Consider the following 19812-nt stretch of genomic DNA (forward strand, 5'->3'; position numbering starts at 1 on the left):
GGACGAGGCTGGGCCCGGCGCTGTGGTGGCGGCCGGGCCCAGGTGCTGATCGCTGCGTCAGATTCCGAGTTTGGTGTTGACCAGTTCTCGGACCTTGGCGGCGTCTGCTTGGCCTCGCATGTCTTTCATGACGGCGCCGATGAGGGCGCCGGCTGCGGCGGGCTTGCCGGACTTGACCTTTTCGACCACGTCGGGGTTGGCCGCGATGGCGCGGTCGACGGCTTCGGTCAGGGCCGAGTCGTCGGAGACCAGCTTCAGGCCTCGCTTCTCGATGATCTCGGTGGTGCTGCCCTCGCCCTTGACCAGGCCGTCGAAGACCTGGCGGGCGAGCTTGTCGTTCAGCTCACCGGAGTCGACCAACTTCTGGACCTCGGCGATCTCGGCCGGGCCGACGCCGAGCGCGTCGACGTCCTTGCCGGCCTCGTTCGCCGCGCGGGCCAGCTCGCCCAGCCACCACTTCTTCGCGGCGGCCGGGGTCACGCCGAGGGCGACGGTCTGCTCGATCAGGGTCTGCACGCCGCCGTTGACGACGTCACGCATCTCCAGGTCGGTGAAGCCCCACTCGGTCTGCAGCCTCAGCCGCTTGGCCGGCGGTGCCTCGGGCAGCGTCGCGCGGATCTCCTCGACCCACTCGCGCGCCGGGGCGACCGGCACCAGGTCGGGCTCCGGGAAGTACCGGTAGTCGTCGGCGTCCGACTTCTCCCGGCCCGAGGTGGTGATCCCGGTGTCCTCGTGCCAGTGCCGGGTCTCCTGCAAAATCTTGCCCCCGGCAACCAAGATGGCGGCCTGCCGGGTGATCTCGTAGGTGATCGCGCGCTCGACCGAGCGGAACGAGTTCACGTTCTTGGTCTCGGTCCGGGTGCCCAAGGAGGTGGAACCCGACGGCTTCAGCGACACGTTCGCGTCACACCGCAGCGATCCCTGGTCCATCCGTACGTCGGACACCTCCAGCGCCAGCAGCAGATCGCGCAACATGCTCACGTACGCCCGGGCCACCGCGGCCGCCTTGGCCGGCGGCACCTCGATCGTCTTGGTGACGATCTCGATCAGCGGGATGCCGGCCCGGTTGTAGTCGACCAGCGAGTGCGACGCACCGTGGATCCGGCCGGTCGCGCCACCCACGTGGGTGGACTTGCCGGTGTCCTCCTCCATGTGCGCGCGCTCGATCTCGATCCGGTACGTCTCCCCGTCGACGACGACCTCGGTCCACCCGTTGAAGGCGATCGGCTCGTCGTACTGCGAGGTCTGGAAGTTCTTCGGCATGTCCGGGTAGAAGTAGTTCTTCCGGGCGAACCGGCACCACTCGGCGATCTCGCAGTTCAGCGCGAGGCCGATCTTGATCGCGGACTCGACCGCGCGGGCGTTCACCACCGGCAACGCGCCCGGCAGGCCGAGGCAGACCGGGCAGGTCTGGGTGTTCGGCGGGGCGCCGAACTCGGTCGGGCAGCCACAGAACATCTTCGACTTCGTGTTCAGCTCGACGTGGACCTCCAGGCCCATCACCGGGTCGAACTTCGCCAAAGCGTCATCGATGGACAGCACGTCAGCAACCACAGTCATCGGGTGACCTCCAGCTCCGGAGCCTTCGACATCAGTACGCCACCCCACTGGTCGGCGTACGCCGACTCGAGCGCGGCACCGACCAGGTAGCACAGGTCGTCGCGCATCACCGGCGCCATCACGTGGAAGCCGACCGGCATCCCGTCCTCGTCGGCCAGGCCGATCGGGAACGACCCGGCGGCGTTGCCGGCCAGGTTCGACGGGATCGTGCAGAGGTCGTTCTTGTACATGGCGATCGGGTCGTTCACCCGGTCGCCGATCGCGAACGCGGTGGTCGGCGTGGCCGGGGAGACCAGTACGTCAACCTGCTCGTACGCGTTGGTGAAGTCGCGCGCGATCAACGTGCGGACCTTCTGCGCCTGGCCGTAGTACGCGTCGTAGTAGCCGCTGGACAGGGCGTGCGTGCCGAGCATGATCCGGCGCTTGACCTCGGGGCCGAAACCGGCCTCGCGGGTCAGCCGCATCACCTGCTCGGCGTCGTTGAGACCGTCGTCGCCGACCCGCAGGCCGAACCGCATCGCGTCGAACTTGGCCAGGTTGGACGAGGCCTCGCTCGGCAGGATCAGGTAGTACGCCGGCAGCGCGTACTGGAAGTGCGGGCAGGACACCTCGACCACTTCGGCGCCGAGCTTGGTGAGCAGCTCGACCGCCTCGTGGAAGCGTGCCTCGACACCCGGCTGGTACCCCTCGCCGCCGAGCTCCTTGACCACGCCGACCCGCAGCCCGGTCACGTCACCGCGACGAGCCGCGTCGACCACGGCCGGTACCGGCTGGTTGATCGAGGTCGAGTCCATCGGGTCGTAGCCGGCGATCGCCTCGTGCAGCAGCGCCGCATCGAGGGTCGTCCGCGCACACGGACCAGGCGTGTCCAGGCTGGAGGCCAGTGCGATCAGCCCGTACCGCGAGGTGCCGCCGTACGTCGGCTTGACGCCCACGGTGCCCGTGAACGCGGCCGGCTGACGGATCGAGCCACCCGTGTCGGTGCCGATCGCGAGCGGAGCCTGGTACGCCGAGATGGCGGCCGACGAGCCACCACCCGAGCCACCGGGGATCCGGTCGAGGTCCCACGGGTTGTGGGTCGTCCCGTACGCCGAGTTCTCGGTCGACGAGCCCATCGCGAACTCGTCCATGTTGGTCTTGCCGAGGATCACGATGCCGGCCGCCTTCAGGCGCTTCACGACAGTCGAGTCGTACGGCGGCTTCCAGCCCTCGAGGATCTTCGAACCGGCCGTGGTCGGTACGCCGTCCTGGGTCAGCACGTCCTTCAGCGCCAGCGGTACGCCGGCCAGCGGGCCCAACTCGTCACCAGCCGCACGGCGCGCGTCCACGTCGGCCGCCTGGGCGAGCGCGCCCTCGGTGTCGACGTGCAGGAACGCGTGCACGGCCCGGTCGGTGGCGCCGATCCGGTCCAGATGAGCCTGGGTGATCTCCACCGAGCTCACCTCGCCGGAGCTCATCAGCTCCGACAGCTCAACCGCGGTCTTCCGCGTCAAGTCGCTCATCACGCCTCCTCGCTCAAGATCCGCGGCACCCGGAAACGCTGCTCCTCCGCCGCGGGGGCGCCGGACAGCGCCTGCTCCGGCGTCAGGCAGGGGACGTTCACGTCGTCCCGCATCACATTCGTGATCGGCAGCGCGTGGGACGTCGGCGGGATGTCCTCGGCGGCCACGTCGCTGACCTGCGCGACCAGGCCGATGATCTGGTCGAGCTGCGGAGCGAGGTGGTCGAGCTCGTCGTCGGAGAGCTCGATCCGCGCCAGTCGCGCCAGATGCGCGACCTGTTCGCGGGTAATCGATGCCATGTTGGATTCCAATGGTCTACAGCGAGTTGCCGGCAGGGTGCGGTCAGCGCGACGCGCACCTACCTACGGACCGGCCCATCCTAGTGGGCGGCGATGACGGGTGTATTTCCGGTTTCCGGCGGCCGCGAAGATCATCAGGTGAGAGGTCCCGGCGTGTCCCTGGGTTCCGCTCTGTAACATTGGCCGCGACAGGGCGTAACTTGCGTGGTATTCGGCTGGGAGATGATCGTTCGGTGTTCCTGCTGCGATTGATCATCCCGGACCGTCCCGGTTCGCTGGGCACCGTCGCAACGGCCCTCGGCGAGGTGAGCGCCGACATCCACGCGATCGAAATCGTGGAACACCGCCGCGAGAACGGCACCGCCGTCGACGACATCGTGGTCGACCTGCCACCGGGCGTGCTGCCCGACCGGCTCGTCTCGGCCTGCAACAGCGTCCCCGACGTCGAAGTGATCTGGTTCTCCCGGTACGGCGCCGGCGGCGGGCTGCACATGGACCTCGAAGCCGTCGAGCAGATGACGTCGGCACCGGCCGAAGCGGTCGACATCCTGGTCGAGCAGGCACCCGCCGTGCTGCACGCCGACTGGGCCGCACTGCTGGACGGCACCGGCAGTGAGATCAAGGTCGCGCTGGAGACCAGCGCGACGCCGGAGTTCGGTGACCTCGGTGACCAGTGGCTGCCGCTGGAGAAGGCGACGACGCTGACCGCTCCGGACCACAAGGGTCTGGCCGAGTCGGTCCTGGTCGCGGCGCCGTTGGAGTCGGACCGCCGGGTGCTCATCATCGGCCGCCGCGGCGGGCCCGAGTTCCTCGGCTCCGAAGTAGCCCGCCTGAGCTACCTGGCCAGCCTCGCCGTCACCATCCGCGCCACCGCCTGACGCTGCGTCACACCCGCGCTTTCGACAGAACGCAGAAGGGGCCTCCCAGCACGGGAGGCCCCCTTCTGTTCGTTCAGTTGTACTGGAAGTACCAGAGGGCCCACAGCCCGGCGATCACCAGCAGGATGACCACTCCGACGATGGCGACGACGAGCACCGCCTGGGTGTTGTCCTCACCTTCCGGGAGGTCGAACTGGGTCGGCCCCCACGGGCCGCCGCCTTCGACCCGGTGGAGCGACTCCGGCGGCGGCTTGGCCACCGGAGTCCGCTCACGCTTCGCCGGGCTGAACCTCATCACACCTCACACGTAGTACGACTCGTACTTGATCGTGACGGTCTGGGTCGCGTACGTCTCACCGGCGTTCCCGGTCAGCTGGACGCGCCATCCGGCCACGTAACCAGCGTACGGCTTCCCGTCCTTGTGCGAGTCGATGAACGCCTTCAGCGCCGCCGCATCCGGGCCCTTGAGCGCACCGAACGCGTCACCGATGACGGTGGGAAGAGCCGCCTTGACCTCTTCGGGGTTGCCGGACGCACCGATGTCGAGGATCCGGATCCCGCTGTTGCCACCGATCCCGAAGATCCGCTGCGAGCCGGACCGGCCGAGATCCTTGCGGCACGACGAGGTGCAGGTGTACTGCTTGGCCCGCAGCGCCGCGGTCAGCTGCGCTTCGGTGGTCTCGAACTCCTTGCGCGGCAGGTCGAAGGAGTCCGCGCCGGACTTGCCACCCAGGATCTGCACGGTCTCGCCGCTGTTCCGCAGGTTGAACTCGCCCCAGGTGCTGCCGACCTTGGTGGTGCGCTGCCCGGTCTTCACGGCCTGCTGGATCTTCGCCACCTCGCTGCCGCCGAAGGTGTCGTTGCCGATCGCCTGCAGGGCCGCGTCGAAGACGACGGCGGCGTTGTTGACGTTCTCGTCGTTCGACGACTTGATCAGCACGCCGATGATGGTGCCGTCGGGCTGGAACTGAAAGATCGTCTCGGCCTCGCTGGCTTCCTCGAACTTGAAGCAGCCGCGGTGCGCACCCTGCGCGCCGTTGAACAGGTCGCTGCACTGGTAGCCGGCGGCCTGCAACTTGTCGGTCGCGGCCTTCGCCTGACCCTTGGCCTCACCCAGACCGCTGGTCGGGTTGCTGGTCGGCTCGCCCGTGGGCTGGCCGGTCGGTTCGCCCGTGGGCTGGCCGGTCGGTTCGCCCGTCGGCTGCGTGGTCGGCGGCGGACTGGTCGTGTCGTCGTCACCACCCATGGCGCGGACGCCGAGGAAGACCAGCAGGCCGATCAGTACGACACCGATCACGCCACCGCCGATCACCATCGGCAGCTTGTCCTTGGGGATGCCGCCCTTCTTCGGGCCCCCTGGACCGCCGACTCCGGCCTGCCAAGGCTGGGTCTGCTGCTGGTGCCAGCCGCCCTGCGACTGCTGGCCCTGCTGACCCCACGGCTGCTGCTGGTAACCACCCGGCTGCTGGCCCTGCTGAGGAGGCTGACCGGGGCGCTGGCCCCAACCGCCACCAGGCTGCCCGTCCTGCGCGGGCTGACCGCCCTGCCCAGGCTGCTGGCCCCAACCACCCTGCTGCGGCGGCTGTCCTGCCCCAGGCTGCGGCTGGGCCGGCGGCTGACCCCAGCCGCCTCCACCCTGACCAGGCTGCTGCCCCCAGCCTCCCTGACCCGGCTGCTGACCTCCCGGCTGCCCCCCTGGTTGCCCGCCCGGCTGGCCCCCCGGCTGCCCAGGACCCCACGGTCCTTGTGGCGGCGTCGTCATATGCGCTCCTTAGAAACCCACGTGTAGAGGATGCAAACTAACAGTCCGACGTTTCAGATCCGCTGGCGGATCCATTCGTTGTCAGGCATCGCCCGGTTCGGGGTTCGTCGCGACCGCCGCGGCCGCCTCCGGCCCGTCGGTCAGCAGTACCTCGAAACCGGCCGCATCCAGAATCGGCACGCCGAGCTGAACCGCCTTGTCGTACTTCGATCCCGGCGAATCGCCGACCACCACGAACGAGGTCTTCTTCGACACCGAGCCGGCCACTTTGCCGCCCCGCGACACGATCGCCTCGGTGGCCTCGTCGCGGCTGTAGCCCTCGACCGTGCCGGTCACCACGACAGACTGTCCCACCAGGGTCTGCTCGACCGTTGGTCCAGACCGGATCTGCCGCAGCTCGACGCCGGCTTCCTTCCACTTGCGGACGATCTCCTGGTGCCAGTCGACCTCGAACCACTCGATCACCGCATGCGCGATGGTCGGACCGACACCCTCGATCTGCGACAACTCTTCTTCGGAGGCTGCCTGGATCGCGTCGATGTCGTCGTACGCCGCGGCCAGCGCGGCCGCCGCGGTCGGGCCGACGTGCCGGATCGAGAGCGCCACCAGGCCTCGGGACAACTGCTGGGTCTTGGCCTGTTCGAGGTTGGCGAGCAGCTTCTGCGCGTTGGCCGACAGCGCGCCGGCCTTGGTGGTGAAGAAGGAACTGCCGGCCAGCGCCTCCTCGGTCAGGTCGAACAGGTCGCCCTCGTCGGTGATCAGGCCGCTGCTGATCAACGCGTCGGCGGCCTTGAACCCGAGCACCTCGATGTCGAACGCGGACCGCCCGGCCAGATGGAACAATCGCTCGCGCAACTGCGCCGGGCAGGACTGCGAGTTGGGGCAGCGGATGTCCACGTCCCCTTCCTTCATGGGCCGCAGCGTCGTCCCGCAGGACGGGCACTCCGTCGGCATCACCCACGGCACGGCATCGTCGGGTCGCAGCTCGACGACCGGCCCGAGGATCTCGGGGATCACGTCGCCGGCCTTCCGCAGTACGACGGTGTCGCCCGGGTAGACGCCTTTGCGCTCGACCTCTTTGGCGTTGTGCAGCGTCGCGAACTCGACCGTCGAACCGGCCACCCGGACCGGCTCCATCACCCCGTACGGCGTGACCCGGCCGGTGCGCCCGACGTTCACCTCGATGGCGAGCAGCTTGGTGGTGACCTCCTCCGGCGGGTACTTGTACGCGATCGCCCAGCGCGGTGCACTCGACGTGGAGCCGAGCGCGCGTTGCAGGTCGACCTCGTCCACCTTCACCACGACACCGTCGATCTCGTGGTCGACGGAGTGCCGGTTCTCGCCGTAGTACGCGATGAACTCGTTGACCTCGTCGAGGGTGCTGACGCGGCGGGCCCGGTCGCTGATCGGCAGACCCCAGGCCTTCAGTTGCTCGTACGCCTCGGAGAGCCGGCTGATGTGGTGGCCCTCGACCTTGCCGAGACCGTGCACGACGAAACGCAACGGGCGGGTCGCGGACACGCGCGGGTCCTTCTGCCGCAGTGATCCGGCGGCGCCGTTGCGTGGGTTGGAGAACGGGTCCTTGCCGGCCTCCACCAGCTGCGCGTTCAGCTCGGTGAAGTCCTCGACCCGGAAGTAGACCTCGCCGCGCACCTCCAGGAACTTCGGCGGCTCGGAGGTGGTGAGCTCGTTCGGGATGGAGGCGATGGTGCGGACGTTCAGCGTCACGTCTTCACCGGTGCGGCCGTCGCCGCGGGTGGCACCGCTGACCAGCCGGCCGTTCTCGTAGACCAGGTCGAGCGCCAGGCCGTCCACCTTGAGCTCGCAGAGGAACCCGGAGTCGTGGATCTGCTGGACGGTGACCTCGCGCTCGAGCCGCTTCGCCCAGGCCTCCATCTGCTCGGCGGAGAACGCGTTCGCCAGGCTCTCCATCCGCTGCGGGTGCTGGACCGCGGTGAACAGCGTCGAGATCGGGACGCCGACCTTCTGGGTCGGCGAGTCCGGGGTGCGCAGCTCGGCGTACTGCTCCTCGATCGCCTGCAGCTCGTGCATCAGCGCGTCGAAGTCCGCGTCGGAGATGGTCGAGGTGGCCATGTAGTAGCGGAACCGGTGCTCCTCGATCTCCCGGCTCAGCGCGGCATGACGCTCGCGCACGTCCGGCGGCGCGGCGGGCTGGTCGGCGGCTGTGGTCTCCGGGATCTCCGTACTCATGAAGGAGAACTTACCGCCCGCCACCGACGTTCTTAGGCTTCTGCGGTATCTCCCACGACCTCGGCCGTACGACGGAGGAGCTCGATCCGGGCGCGCGCGTCGCTTGGTGACGGGGCGCCTGCCAGGCCGCACGCCGGAGTGATCACCACGTCGGTCAAGGAGGTCTGGGTGAGGCCGATCTCGTGCCAGCGGCGAGTCAGAGTCGCAGCAGCCTTCTCCGGCTGAGGAATCGCGCCAGTGGTCGGTACTACGCCCGCATACAAGACCGTGTCAGCCTCTACCGCAAACGCGATCTGCTCCCAAGCCGCATCGGTGAGTAAGGCAACATCTACCGCCACTCCCCCGGCGCCGGCCTTCCGGAACACCTCTATAGGCGGCCGTGCCGCGCAGCAGTGCACCACAGTGAGTGCAGGCGCCGCTGCCTCGATCACCCGACTCATGAGGTCTACAGCACCAGGACCATCGACAGACCGATGCTTGCCCCACCCACTGGCAGTAGGAACCGCCCCAGCCAGTACTGCGGGCAGCCCCGGCTCGTCGATCTGTACTACGAGGTCAGCGCCCGGCACCCGTCGCCGTACGTCGGCCACATGGTCCTGCAGCCCATACGCCAGCGCCTCGGCCAGGTCGCGCCGGGCACCGTGGTCGGCGAGCACCTTGTCGCCGCGCGGCAACTCGACAGTGGCGGCGAGTGTCCACGGCCCAGTCACCTGGAGCTTCAGCGGACCGGTGTAGCCGTCGGCAAGCTCCTCCAGTACGTCCAGGTCTTCCAGCAGCAACGAGCGAGCGCGCCGCTGGTCAAGGCTTGCTCGCGGGTCGTTCCCACCCGTCAGCCGCCATCCGGCCGGTTGCAGGTCCATCGCCAATGAGGTGATCAGCCCAGCCGTGCGACTCAGCATGTCGCCGTACGGGCGGGCCGGCAGCTCCGGCAGGAACGGAATGGTGACTGCTCCCAGCACGTACTTCGTCCACTCGCGCAGGTCCTCGCCAGGCAGCGAGCCCATCGCCGTGGTCGCCGCTGGGCCGAAGGGACTGCTCACGTGGTGTTCCTGTTCCGCTGGAGGTACCTGGTCACGCGGCCGGGTGCCCGCGCGGCAATCTGGGCCGCGCCGGTGGTTCGCTTCGGGCGGCTGACCAGCTCACCGCCGCAGTTGGGGCAGGTGGCCGACATGGCCGCCGAACAGGCCGGGCAGAAGGTGCACTCGTAGCTGCAGATGACCGCGTCGTCCGCCGGGCCGAGCGACGTGGCGCAGCGCTCGCAGCTGTCCTTCATCTTCAGCACGAGGCTCAGACCTTCGACGCTGCGCGCTCGACCGTATCGATGGTGGCCGAGCCGATCACCCGGGTGCCGTCGTACAGGACGACCGCCTGGCCGGGCGCGACGGCGTCCGCGGGCTCGTCGAAGGAGACCAGCACCTGGTCGCCCTCGAGCCGCGCGGTGACCGCGATCTCCTCGCCGTGCGCGCGCAACTGCGCCTTCACGTGCAGGGTCCCGGTCGGCACCGGGCCGCACCAGCGCGGCTTCGACGCGGTCAGCCGCTCGACGGCGAGCTCGGCGCGCGAGCCGACCGTGACGGTGCGGTCGACCGGGCTGATGTCGAGGACGAAGCGAGGCTTGCCGTCCGCTGCCGGCGTCCCGATCTTGAGGCCCTTGCGCTGGCCGACGGTGAAGCCGTGGGTGCCCTTGTGCTCGCCCAACTTGTTGCCCTGGGCATCGACGATGTCACCCGGCGCCTCGCCGAGCTGCTTGCTGAGGAAGCCCGGGGTGTTGCCGTCAGCAATGAAGCAGATGTCGTGGCTGTCCGGCTTGTCGGCGACGGACAGCCCGCGGCGCTCGGCCTCGGCGCGGATCTCGGTCTTCGGGGTGTCGCCGAGCGGGAAGAACGCGTGCCGGAGCTGCTCCTGGGTGAGCACCCCGAGCACGTAGGACTGGTCCTTGCCCTGGTCCACCGCACGGTGCAGCTCGCGCCCGGCAGGCGTCTCGACGATCTGCGCGTAGTGCCCGGTGGCGACGGCGTCGAAGTCCAGCGCCAGGGCCCGCTCGAGCACCGCGCTGAACTTGACCTTCTCGTTGCAGCGCAGACAGGGGTTCGGAGTACGGCCGGCCGCGTACTCCGCGACGAAGTCCTCGACCACGTCGGCGTGGAACCGCTCGGCCAGGTCCCAGACGTAGAAGGGGATGCCGATCACGTCGGCGGCGCGGCGGGCGTCACGGGAGTCCTCGACCGTGCAGCAGCCGCGCGCGCCGCTGCGGTACGACTGCGGGTTGCGGCTCAGCGCCAGGTGCACACCGACCACGTCGTGCCCGGCTTCGGCCATCCGCGCCGCCGCGACGGCGGAGTCGACCCCGCCGGACATGGCTGCGAGTACCCGCATCAGTTGTTCCTTCCCACGTTCTGCAATCCGGCGGACATCGCCCGCTCGACGACGGGCCCGATGCTGTCCAGTACGGCGTCCACGTCGGCCCGGGTGGACGTGTGCCCCAAGGTGAAGCGCAGCGACCCGCGCGCCCGCTGGTCGTCGTACCCCATCGCCAGCAGCACGTGGCTCGGCTCGGCCACGCCGGCGTTGCAGGCGGATCCGGTCGAGACCTCGATCCCCCGCGCGTCGAGCAGCAGGAGCAGCGAGTCGCCCTCGCAGTCCTTGAACGACAAGTGTGCGTTACCGGGCAAGCGTCGTACCGGGTCTCCGGACAGCATCGCGCCCGGCACGGTGCTGGTGATGCCCTCGATCAGGTGATCACGCAGAGCGGTGAGGCGCTGCCCGAGCTCGTCCTGGTGCTTGACCGCATGCTCGACGGCGACCGCGAAGCCGGCCGCTGCCGGGGTGTCGAGCGTGCCGGACCGGACGTCGCGCTCCTGACCGCCGCCGTGCACGATCGGCACCAGCTTGGTCTCCTTGCGAACGACCAGCGCACCGATCCCGAACGGGCCGCCGACCTTGTGGCCGGACACCGTCATCGCGTCGACGCCGAGCCCGGCGAAGTCCACCGGCACCTGCCCGACCGCCTGGACGGCGTCGGTGTGCACGGGGATGGAGTGTTCCTTGGCCAAGACCGCGATCTCCCGGACCGGCTGGAGTGTGCCGACCTCGTTGTTGGCCATCATCAACGTGACGAACGACACGGACTCCGGGTCCGCCTCGATCGCCCGCTGGACGTCGTCGGGCCGCACCCGGCCCAGCTCGTCGACCGGCAGCCACTCGATCTCGGCACCCTCGTGCTGAGCGAGCCAGACGGCCGGATCCAGTACTGCGTGGTGCTCGATCCCGCTCAGCAGGATCCGGCGGCGACGCGGGCTCTCGGCGAGCCGGGCCCACCACAGACCCTTCAGGGCGAGGTTGTCCGCCTCGGTCCCGCCTGAGGTGAACACCACTTCGCTCGGCTGGGCGCCCAGCGCCTCGGCGATCGTCTCGCGCGACTCCTCGATCGTCCGTCGCGCGGCCCGCCCGGACCCGTGCAACGAGGAGGCGTTGCCGGTCCGCCCGAGGTGCGAGGTCATCGCCTCGATCGCCGCGGGCAGCATCGGAGTCGTCGCAGCGTGATCGAGGTAGACCGTCCGACGGCCAGAAAGGGTCATAACACCCTCAAGAGTAAGTCCTCCCCGGATGTTCCCGATCAGCCACCGCGGATCGGCTCCAGCCAGGCATGACCGGGGTGCAGATGATCGATCATGTCGGCGAGCCAGCCGCGCTTCGCCGCCGGGAGCAGCGGGAGGACCGCGGCGAGATCCTGGCGGTCCTTGGGCCGGTCCAGGCGGGCCTTGTAGGCGACGGCCATCTCAGGATTGAGGTAGCGAATGCCGTCGTCGGCGACCCAGGTCACCTCGTCGAGCGCGAAGTCGAGGGCCGGATCCCGGCGGAACACCCAGCGGCCGTCCCGGTCCGGATTCAGCACCACGTCGTACTTCCAGGGCGCCAGCGCGTGCTCGCGCAGCCACACCTGGTCCGCGGTGTCGGGCATCACCGGATCGTCCGCCGAGAGCGGGGAGAGCATCCGGCTGCCCGCCGACCACACGTGGTACCGGCCGTCGGCGTACCTGACCAGCTCCGGTACGTGCCGCCGCCAGAACGAGACGTCCAGGTCGTCGTGCGGGCGCGGGACGCCGGTGAACGCCTCGACGGCCCAGCCGCCGGCGACCCGCCAGTCGAGTCCGAGTCCGCCGAAGAACTCCTTGGCCTCGGCCAGCGTGGCCGGCTCGACCGGCCCGTAGAGCCGCTGGAAGGCCAGCTCCTCCGGACCCAGGCCATCGGCGTACCAGTGCCTCTTTTCCATCCCCCGATCGTGACACCTCGTCGGGGTGGACGAAATCGGGGTGGGTAGTCGTCCGCCGGGACGAATACTCGGGGGACGGACGGTCCTAGCGTCGGGTCATGGCGACCCTGAGCGAAATCCAGACGTGGCTCCAAGACCGGCTCCCGGCGTTGCTCGCCGAGCACGAGGTCCCCGGTACGGCGGTGGGCGTGCTGTACGGCGGTGAGGTGATCGACCACGCGGCCGGCGTGCTGAGCAAGGCCACCGAGGTCGAGACGACGCCCGACTCGGTGTTCCAGATCGGCTCGATCACGAAGGTCTGGACGACGACCCTGGTGATGCAGCTGGTGGACGAGGGCAAGGTCGACCTCGACCGGCCGCTGCGCGACTACCTCCCGGAGTTCGTCCTCGGCGACGAAACGGCCGCCGCCGTCATCACCGTGCGTCAGCTGCTCTGCCACACGTCCGGTTTCGAGGGCGACATCTTCAACGAGACCGGCAAGGGCGACGACGCCATCGAGAAGTTCGTCCCCACGCTGGCCGGAGTCGAGCAGCTCTTCCCGCCCGGCGAGCTGTTCTCCTACAACAACGCGGCCTTCGCCGTCCTGGGCCGCCTGATCGAGGTACTGCGCGCCAAAACCTTCGACGCCGCCTTGCGGGACCACCTCTTCACCCCACTCGGCCTGGCCCACGCGGCCGCCGACCCGTACGACGCGATCCTGCATCGCGCAGCGGTCGGCCACGTCCGGCCCACTCCCGACGCGGCGCCGGTACCGGCACCTTTCTGGGCGATGACCCGCTCCATGGCCGCCGCCGGCTCCATGCTGGCGATGTCCCCGCGCGACCTCCTCGCCTTCGCCAAGCTCCACCTCGACTCCGGTACTGCGGCCGACGGTACTGCGGTCCTGAGCCCGGCGAGCGTCAAGGCGATGCAGCAGGCGCAGGTCAAGGTGCCGGCGCTCGGCATGATGGGCGACTCGTGGGGGCTCGGTTGGGAGCTCTTCGACTGGAACGGCACGACAGTGATCGGCCACGACGGCGGCACGATCGGCCAGAACGCGTTCCTGCGCGTCGTACCGGAGCATGGCCTGGCGGTCGCCGTACTGACCAACGGTGGCGACACGATCGAGGTGTACAAGACCGTCGTGGCCCATGTGGTCAAGGAACTCGCCGGTCTCGACCTCCCGGCGCTGCCCACCCCGCCGGCCACGCCGGTGCCGATCGACGTCGACCGCGTCCTGGGCACCTACAGCTGTGAGGTCGCCGACGTCACCGTCCGGCAGGACGAGGACGGCCGGGTCTGGCTCGACCAGATCCCGAAGGGCATCTTCGCCGAACTCGGGCCCACCCCCGATCCGGTCGAGCTGGTCGGCCGGACCGAGGAGAGCCTGATCGCGGTGAAGGCCGAGAACGGCATCCACAGTCCGTATGTCTTCGTCGGGAACGATCCGGCCGGTCGTGCCCTCTTCCTGCACACCGGCAGGGCCATCCGCCGCGCCGCTGACCCGACCTCAGCCTGACCCACGCTTTCCCACCGGAGGCATCTCATGAGATCCGCATTCACCGTCGCGGCGGCCGGCGTACTGGTCACCGGACTGGCCTTGTCCGCATGCAGTTCGGGCGAGCAGAGCAACAACGCCAGCGCGGGCGCGGGCTCCGGCCGGCCCGTCGAGGGCCGGACGCTGACCATGGCCCTGAATGCCGACCCCGGCAACCTGGACCCGCAGTTCACCTCGCTGTCGGTCACCCAGCAGGTCGACATGTTCCTGTACGACACGCTGGTCAGCGCCGATGCGAGCGGCAAGCAGATCGCCGGTCTCGCGGAGAAGTGGGAAGGCACGACGACCACAGCGAAGTACACGCTGCGCAAGGGCATCACCTGCGCGGACGGCAGCCCGCTGACCGCGAGCACGGTGGCGGAGAACATCAACTTCGTCGGCGACCCGGCGAACAAGTCGACCCGGATCGGCGTCTTCGTCCCGCCCGGCGCGAAGGCGACCGCCGATGATGCGGCGGGGACAGTGAGCGTCACTGTGCCTGCGCCCGATGCCTTCCTGGTCGGCAACATCGGTGGCCTGCACCTGGTCTGCAGCAAGGGCATGAAGGACCGCAACCTGCTCAAGCAGGGCTCAGACGGCACTGGCATGTACACCGTCGCCGAGGCGGTGCCGGGTGACCACTACACGCTCACCCGCCGCAAGGAGTACGCGTGGGGGCCTGGCGACTTCAAGGCAGGACAACCGGGTCTGCCGGACAAGGTGGTGCTCAAGGTCATCGCCAACGAGACCACCGCGGCCAACCTGCTGGTTGCCGGCCAGGTCAACATCGTCCGCATCGCGGGGCCGGACAAGCAGCGGCTGGAAGCGCAGAAGATCTTCCAGCACAGCGCGGGTGCTCCGCTCGGCGAGCTCTGGTTCAACCAGAAGGCCGGGCTGCCGACCGCTGACCCGGCCGTCCGGAAGGCGCTGGTTCAGGGTCTCGACCTGACCCAGCTCGGCAAGGTGATCACCGGCGGAACCGGTTCGCCGACCACCAGCATGGTTGCCCCCGGCATGGGTCCCTGCACCGAGGACACGGTCGCCGGCAACCTGCCCGGCCATGACCTGGACGCTGCCAAGGCTGCTCTCGACGCAGCCGGTTGGAAGGCGGGTGCGGGCGGCACCCGGGAGAAGGGTGGCAGCAAGCTCTCGCTGGTCTTCTACTATCCGACCGGTCTCGGCTCGACGCTGCAATCCGGTTCCGAGTTGTTGCAGAAGGCCTGGAACGAGCTGGGCATCGAGGTCTCGCTGAAGGCTGTTTCGACCGCCGAGATCAGCACGGTCATCCTGGCCGGCCAGGGCACCTGGCACGCCGGACTGATCCCGCTGACGGTTTCCCTGCCCAGCCAGCTCGTCTCGTTCCTGTCCGGTCCGACTCCCCCGAACGGGAGCAACTTCGCCGCGATCAAGAACCCGGCGTACGACGCCGCGGTCAAGAAGGCGTCGTCGATCGCGGGCACCGACGGCTGCCCGGACTGGGCGGCGGCCGAGCGTGCGTTGTTCGAGCAGGTCAACGTGGTGCCGTTCGTGAACTCGACCATCCCCACGTTCGCCAAGAACGCCACCTTCGACCTGATCCAGGGCAGCGTCGTCCCGTCCTCCATCCGGATGCTGGGGTGAGCCGGTGACCACAACGGCCGGCCTCCCTGGCGCCGCGGCGGGCTCGGGGCCCGGCGCGGGCTCGGAGCCTGGCGCGGGCTCGGGTCGTGGCCCCGGCTCGGGTCCTGGCGCGGGCTCGGGTGCTGGGATGGCGGCCGGGTTCGTTGCCCACCCGTGGGTGCGGTTCGGGGTGCGGCGGGTTGGCCGGCTGGTGGTGTCGGTGCTGACGCTGGTCAGCGCGGCCTTTCTGATGATTCATCTGATTCCGGGTGACCCGGTGCAGTCGGCGCTCGGCCCAGCGGCGCCGAAGAGCCTGGTCGACGCTCAGCGCGAGTCGCTCGGTCTCAACGACCCACTCTGGGAGCAGTACCTCCACTTCCTGCAGAACCTCTTCACCGGCAACCTCGGTACGTCGATCACCACCGGCCTGCCGGTCTCCGACGTGATCCGCGACCGCCTACCCGCCACCGTCGAGCTAGCCGTAGCTGCCTTCCTGGTCGCAGTACTGATCGCTCTACCAGTCGGCCTGGCCATGGGAGTCCTCACCCGAGCCGGCCGCCGCCCCCGCACCGAACTGAGCTTCACCTCGACCACAGTGATCCTGGCCGCGATCCCGGAGTTCCTCCTGGCCGTCGGCCTGGTCTACCTCTTCGCAGTGAAGCTCCACTGGCTGCCAGTCGCCGGCCGCGGCAACGTCACGTCGTACGTGCTCCCGGTGCTCTCGCTGGCCGTCGGGCCTGCCGCAGTCCTGGCACGCATCTGCCGCGTAGAGCTGCTAGCAGTGCTGCAGACCGACTACCTACGCACAGCACGCGCCAAGCGCCTCCCTGCCGTAGCTGTCTACCTGAGGCACGCCCTGCCCAACGCAGTAACGGCCACCATCACCCTGGGCGGCCTCCTGCTGGGCGGAATGGTCGCCGGGACAGTACTGGTCGAGAACGTCTTCGGCTGGCCCGGACTCGGCAGCACGATCGTCTCCTCGATCCTGGCCAAGGACTACCCGCTGGTGCAGGGCGTAGTACTCGTCTACGGCGTCGGCGTCCTCCTGGTAAACCTGGTAGTCGACGTAACCCTCGCCCTGCTGGATCCGCGCTCCACAATCAGGGAGAGCTGATGAGAGCGAGATGGATCGCAGTACTCCGTACGCCGGTCGGCGCGGGCGCAGGCCTACTCCTGCTCCTGGTACTCCTCCTAGCCCTGTTCGCCCCAGTGCTCTGGTCCGAGCAAGCCAACGCGATCGACACCGAGCAGCTCCTGCAAGGCTCATCGTCAGCGCATTGGCTCGGCACGGACAGCCTCGGCCGCGACATCTTCTACCGAGTACTCGTCGCCTCCCGTACGTCGATCCTGCTCGCCCTGTCGGCCACGGCGATCGCGGTGATCACCGGACTCGCGCTCGGTTGTGCACCGACGATGATGGGCCGGCGCGCCGGCCGGGTGACGACGGCCGTGGTGAACATCGCGGTCGCCTTCCCCGGCCTGTTGCTCGCGCTGTTTTTCGCGGTCATCTTCGGGGTGGGAGCCAAGGGCGCAGTACTGGCGATCGGTTTCGCGGGGGCGCCGGCGTTCGCGCGGCTGACCCAGACGCTGGTCGCCGGGATCGGCGAGCGGGACTTCGTTGCCGCCGCCCGCATCGCCGGGGTCGGCCGGTTCCGGACGCTGCTGCGGCACATCCTGCCGAACATCGCCGAGCCGCTCGTCGTCAATGCCACGATCGGCGCGGGCGGCGCGTTGCTCGCCTTCGCGGGACTGTCGTTCCTCGGCCTGGGCGTTCAGCCACCGGCCTATGACTGGGGCCGGCTGATGGGCGAAGGCCTCAACGGCATCTACGTCCATCCAGCCGCGGCGCTCGCGCCCGGAGTCGCGGTCGTCATCGCGGGACTCGCTTTCAACCTGTTCGGTGAGGCCGTCGCGAAGGGCTTCGGCGTACCGGTGCTGAAGGGAGCTCAGGTCCGCGAGCGACTGCCCGAGACGACTCCCGCAGCGCCGGCCGACGATGAGGCCGTCCTGGTCGTGAAGGACCTGTATGTCAGCTTCCCCGGCCCGATCACCCCGGTCCGCGGCGTCAGTTTCACGGTCGGGAAGGGCGAGATCGTCGGCGTGGTCGGCGAGTCCGGCTCCGGCAAGAGTCTGACCGCTCTCGCCGTCGCGCAGTTGATCGAGTCGCCCGGCCAGGTGCGGGCCTCCGAACTGTCCTTCCTCGGTGCGCCACTCCTCGGACGGCTAGCGGGTCGCGGGACCGCGGCCGCCCGGCGACGCCTGCTGGGTACGTCGTTCGCGATGGTCTTCCAGGACCCGATGACGTCGTTCAACCCGACCAAGCGGATCGGCGTCCAACTGGCCGAAGGCGCGCGCGAGCACCAAGGCCTGTCCCGGCGTCAGGCGATGGCTCGCGCGATCGACCGGTTGCGCGCGGTGCGGGTCCCGGCGGCCGAGCGGCGAGCGCGTCAGTATCCGCACGAGTTCTCCGGCGGGATGCGGCAGCGGGCGATGATCGGCATGGGCCTGATGGGTACCCCGGCGCTGATCGTCGCCGACGAACCGACCACCGCACTCGACGTCACCGTGCAACGGCAGGTACTCCGTCTGCTGGAGACGATCCGGACCGAGGACGACGTTGCCGTGCTGCTGATCAGCCACGACATCACCGTCGTCGCGCAGGTCTGCGATCGCGTGCTGGTGATGTACGCCGGCCGCATCGTCGAGGACCTGCCGTCCAGCGAGCTCGCGACCGGGGCCCGCCATCCCTACACGCGCGCCTTGCTGGCCGCAGTACCGGATCTCGAGACGCCGCTCGACGAACCGCTCGCGGTGATTCCGGGGCGTCCGGTGGATCCGGCGCAGCTGCCGAGTGGCTGTGCGTTTGCGGCGCGCTGTGAGTTCGCCGAGGACCGCTGCCTGACCGAGGATCCCGCGCTGGTCATCCACGGCCCAGATCATCAACTGGCCTGCTGGAATCCCCAGGGAGCATCGGCGGCCTGGCAAGCTCGGTATCTAGGCAGCGCGGCGATCCGGACGGGGCAGCGATGAGCGAACTGCGTTTCGAAGGAGTCTCGGTCCGGTTCGGAACCGGCAGCCGGGCGCTGACCGCCGTCGACGGGGTCGACCTCACCGTTCCGTCCGGCCAGGTTGTTGGGCTGGTCGGCGAGTCCGGCTCGGGCAAATCGACCCTGGCCAGGGCCGCGGTCGGCCTGACCGAGCCGTCGTCCGGGCAGATCCTGCTGGACGGCGTGCCGCTGAAGCATCGCGCCGGGCAACGGCGTCCGCTGCAGATGGTGTTCCAGGATCCGTACTCGTCCCTCGACCCCCGGATGACCGTCGGCGACTCGATCGCCGAGTCCGTACCCCGCTCCGATGGGCCCGGCCGCCTGAACAGGCGCGGCCAGCAGCGAGCGCGTCGCGAGGAGGTCGTGCGGCTGCTCGAGCTGGTTGGACTCGACCCCGATCGGGCGCGGGCCTACCCAGGCGCGTTGTCCGGCGGCCAGCGGCAGCGAGTCGCGATCGCCCGGGCTCTGGCCGGCCGGCCCGACGTGATCATCGCCGACGAGATCACCTCGGCTCTCGACGTCTCGATCCAGGGCACGGTGCTCAACCTCGTTCGCGAACTGCAACGGGAGCTGCACCTGTCGATGCTGTTCATCTCCCACAACCTGGCCGTCGTGCGTTACGTGAGCGACTTCATCGCGGTGATGTATCTCGGCCGCATCGTCGAGTTCGGCCCGGCTCGCGACGTTCTGAGCAACCCTCAACACCCTTACACCAAAGAGCTTCTCGCGGCCGCTCCACGCCGCGGCACGACTGCTCTGCAACCGCCTGACCCGGCGCTGCGCGTTGTCGCCGACGCAGAGCCGGCCGATCCGCATCACCCGCCGGCCGGTTGCCGGTTCCACCCTCGCTGTCCGATCGGGCCGCTGGTCCGTACCGATCGCGAGCACTGCCTGACCACTGATCCCACCACCGAGGCTCAGCATCGTCTCCACAGCACCGCCTGCCACCACGCGGCCGGTGCACTTCAGACGGTCGAGCTCAGCCAGTGAGCCATCCCATTGCAAGTCTCCTGAGTCGGAAGTTGCTGCAGCAGCTCCGGTGTCCAGGTGCGTGCATCGCAAGGCGGAGGAGCGTCCTCGATGCGCAGCATCGTGGACGCTTCTCCAACGCCGCGAGGTGCGTGCCTGGGCGCCGGAGATGCGCAGGAACTTCCGACTCAGGAG

At 69.1% G+C, this 19812-nt stretch carries 17 protein-coding genes; 6 read left to right on the top strand and 11 right to left on the bottom strand.

What is annotated here, in order from left to right:
- Positions 1 to 57: 57 nt before the first annotated feature.
- The 3 genes from gatB to gatC are packed head-to-tail and all read right to left on the bottom strand — an operon-like array spanning position 58 to position 3361.
- Positions 58 to 1560, bottom strand: a complete 1503-nt coding sequence (gatB, locus tag ACQPYM_RS29275) for an Asp-tRNA(Asn)/Glu-tRNA(Gln) amidotransferase subunit GatB (protein WP_433006794.1) — start codon at positions 1558 to 1560, stop codon at positions 58 to 60.
- Positions 1557 to 3062 carry an Asp-tRNA(Asn)/Glu-tRNA(Gln) amidotransferase subunit GatA gene (gatA, locus tag ACQPYM_RS29280; RefSeq protein WP_433006797.1) on the bottom strand — a complete coding sequence of 502 codons (1506 nt, stop codon included), beginning with the start codon at positions 3060 to 3062 and terminating at the stop codon, positions 1557 to 1559. Before gatA ends, gatB begins: the two co-directional genes overlap by 4 nt.
- Positions 3062 to 3361, bottom strand: a complete 300-nt coding sequence (gene gatC / locus ACQPYM_RS29285) for an Asp-tRNA(Asn)/Glu-tRNA(Gln) amidotransferase subunit GatC (protein WP_433006800.1) — start codon at positions 3359 to 3361, stop codon at positions 3062 to 3064. Before gatC ends, gatA begins: the two co-directional genes overlap by 1 nt.
- A gap of 233 nt (positions 3362 to 3594) precedes the next feature.
- On the opposite strand from gatC, the gene ACQPYM_RS29290 reads away from it, so the two are divergent.
- Positions 3595 to 4239 (top strand): ACT domain-containing protein, encoded by a 645-nt coding sequence (locus tag ACQPYM_RS29290; RefSeq protein ID WP_433006803.1) that lies wholly within the window; start codon positions 3595 to 3597, stop codon positions 4237 to 4239.
- A 73-nt stretch (positions 4240 to 4312) separates the two neighbouring features.
- On the opposite strand, the gene ACQPYM_RS29295 is transcribed toward ACQPYM_RS29290, so the two are convergent.
- The 8 genes from ACQPYM_RS29295 to ACQPYM_RS29330 all read right to left on the bottom strand — a co-directional run bounded on the left by ACQPYM_RS29295 (position 4313) and on the right by ACQPYM_RS29330 (position 12485).
- Positions 4313 to 4534, bottom strand: coding sequence for a hypothetical protein (locus tag ACQPYM_RS29295; protein ID WP_433006806.1), 222 nt, complete (start codon positions 4532 to 4534; stop codon positions 4313 to 4315).
- Between the two features lie 6 nt (positions 4535 to 4540).
- Positions 4541 to 6001, bottom strand: coding sequence for a PT domain-containing protein (locus ACQPYM_RS29300; protein WP_433006809.1), 1461 nt, complete (start codon positions 5999 to 6001; stop codon positions 4541 to 4543).
- An 81-nt stretch (positions 6002 to 6082) separates the two neighbouring features.
- The gene (gene ligA, locus ACQPYM_RS29305; protein ID WP_433006812.1) at positions 6083 to 8212 is read right to left on the bottom strand and encodes an NAD-dependent DNA ligase LigA; all 2130 of its coding nucleotides are present in this window, start codon (positions 8210 to 8212) and stop codon (positions 6083 to 6085) included.
- 32 nt (positions 8213 to 8244) lie between these two features.
- Positions 8245 to 9252 (bottom strand): methionine synthase vitamin-B12 independent, encoded by a 1008-nt coding sequence (locus tag ACQPYM_RS29310; RefSeq protein WP_433006815.1) that lies wholly within the window; start codon positions 9250 to 9252, stop codon positions 8245 to 8247.
- Positions 9249 to 9485, bottom strand: a complete 237-nt coding sequence (locus ACQPYM_RS29315) for a DUF1272 domain-containing protein (RefSeq protein WP_433023413.1) — start codon at positions 9483 to 9485, stop codon at positions 9249 to 9251. Before ACQPYM_RS29315 ends, ACQPYM_RS29310 begins: the two co-directional genes overlap by 4 nt.
- 14 nt (positions 9486 to 9499) lie before the next feature.
- The gene (gene mnmA, locus ACQPYM_RS29320) at positions 9500 to 10588 is read right to left on the bottom strand and encodes a tRNA 2-thiouridine(34) synthase MnmA (RefSeq protein WP_433006818.1); all 1089 of its coding nucleotides are present in this window, start codon (positions 10586 to 10588) and stop codon (positions 9500 to 9502) included.
- Positions 10588 to 11790 carry a cysteine desulfurase family protein gene (locus ACQPYM_RS29325; RefSeq protein WP_433006821.1) on the bottom strand — a complete coding sequence of 401 codons (1203 nt, stop codon included), beginning with the start codon at positions 11788 to 11790 and terminating at the stop codon, positions 10588 to 10590. The genes mnmA and ACQPYM_RS29325 overlap by 1 nt, the downstream gene beginning before the upstream one ends.
- Before the next feature lie 38 nt (positions 11791 to 11828).
- Positions 11829 to 12485 carry a hypothetical protein gene (locus tag ACQPYM_RS29330; protein WP_433006824.1) on the bottom strand — a complete coding sequence of 219 codons (657 nt, stop codon included), beginning with the start codon at positions 12483 to 12485 and terminating at the stop codon, positions 11829 to 11831.
- A gap of 98 nt (positions 12486 to 12583) precedes the next feature.
- Between ACQPYM_RS29330 and ACQPYM_RS29335 the strand changes: the two genes are divergently transcribed.
- Genes ACQPYM_RS29335 through ACQPYM_RS29355 form a run of 5 tightly spaced genes read left to right on the top strand, consistent with a single transcriptional unit; the run spans position 12584 to position 19638 of the window.
- On the top strand, positions 12584 to 13984 hold the full coding sequence (locus ACQPYM_RS29335; protein WP_433006827.1) for a serine hydrolase domain-containing protein: 1401 nt from the start codon (positions 12584 to 12586) through the stop codon (positions 13982 to 13984).
- Between the two features lie 27 nt (positions 13985 to 14011).
- On the top strand, positions 14012 to 15622 hold the full coding sequence (locus ACQPYM_RS29340; protein ID WP_433006830.1) for an ABC transporter substrate-binding protein: 1611 nt from the start codon (positions 14012 to 14014) through the stop codon (positions 15620 to 15622).
- 4 nt (positions 15623 to 15626) lie between these two features.
- Positions 15627 to 16715 carry an ABC transporter permease gene (locus ACQPYM_RS29345; RefSeq protein WP_433006833.1) on the top strand — a complete coding sequence of 363 codons (1089 nt, stop codon included), beginning with the start codon at positions 15627 to 15629 and terminating at the stop codon, positions 16713 to 16715.
- Positions 16715 to 18631: a dipeptide/oligopeptide/nickel ABC transporter permease/ATP-binding protein gene (locus ACQPYM_RS29350; protein ID WP_433006835.1), complete on the top strand. Its 1917-nt coding sequence runs from the start codon at positions 16715 to 16717 to the stop codon at positions 18629 to 18631. Before ACQPYM_RS29345 ends, ACQPYM_RS29350 begins: the two co-directional genes overlap by 1 nt.
- Positions 18628 to 19638, top strand: coding sequence for an oligopeptide/dipeptide ABC transporter ATP-binding protein (locus ACQPYM_RS29355; RefSeq protein WP_433006838.1), 1011 nt, complete (start codon positions 18628 to 18630; stop codon positions 19636 to 19638). The genes ACQPYM_RS29350 and ACQPYM_RS29355 overlap by 4 nt, the downstream gene beginning before the upstream one ends.
- Positions 19639 to 19812 lie beyond the last annotated feature (174 nt).

The sequence above is a fragment of the Kribbella sp. CA-294648 genome, from assembly GCF_050943845.1.
Classification (GTDB): Bacteria; Actinomycetota; Actinomycetes; order Propionibacteriales; family Kribbellaceae; genus Kribbella.